The organism is Pseudoalteromonas sp. MQS005 (assembly GCF_001661605.1).
Lineage (GTDB): Bacteria > Pseudomonadota > Gammaproteobacteria > Enterobacterales > Alteromonadaceae > Pseudoalteromonas > Pseudoalteromonas tetraodonis.
Window position 1 is genome coordinate 1 of record NZ_LYRQ01000119.1, and the last position, 775, is coordinate 775.

The window sequence follows — 775 nt, forward strand, 5'->3', positions numbered from 1 at the left end:
TCAAGCCGTTGCTGACGGCCTTCTGGCACGATGACCGTTTTATATACTGGCATTAATATTAAAAAACCTTGCTGAATTTGCTCATTTGCTTGTACCAAGGTAATGGGTGCCGTTAACCTGACATCATTATTTATCGCCGCATCTAATGCCGCTTTGCGGCGCATTGCTTCGGAGCCAATATCAAGCCCCACGGCCTCACGATTGTTTTGCTCAGGTTCAATATAGGTGATCACAAAAAGGCTATCTTGGTGTGGCGTTAGCTGCCTGATTTGGAAGTTGTAGCTTGGTCGCTCGGCAGCCATCCGGTCTATAAATGCCGCAGTTTGGTTTGGTTCAACTTTGATGATTAAACCTAAACCACGAGCCCCTGGAAACTCCCTTTTATAGTCTCGCACTTGCGTATAGGCCTGCATATCGTTGTAATCAAAATGCTCAGGGGATAGCGACATTACTACACCACGGGTGCCGCGCAAACCATATTGATACAGCGTGACCTTTTCCTGAACCCCTGCTGCAATTAGATTTAACCTGACAGTAACCGCATCACTAATTCGCTTTGCTTGGGTTTGTTGTTGCTGATCTACCATGGATGTTGCCACAAAGTAGCCAATAACTAATAACCCTAACGGTAGCCATAATGACATTAACCAACTGCGTAATGAAAACTTGGGAACTGAGATAAGTGACGTCATTTAATGCTCCGGAGGCTCCGATTGATATCAAAAGGGTAGGACCGATAATTTAGATAGAAAGCCAAAATCAAATTCAGAAACAA

General features: G+C 44.5%; 1 protein-coding gene. It reads right to left on the reverse strand.

Features of this window, described 5'->3' with window-relative positions; genetic code table 11:
* On the reverse strand, window positions 1–692 hold a 692-nt coding region (locus tag A9479_RS19480; RefSeq protein ID WP_197487281.1), incomplete at its 3' end, for a CHASE domain-containing protein.
* Window positions 693–775: the final 83 nt, after the last annotated feature.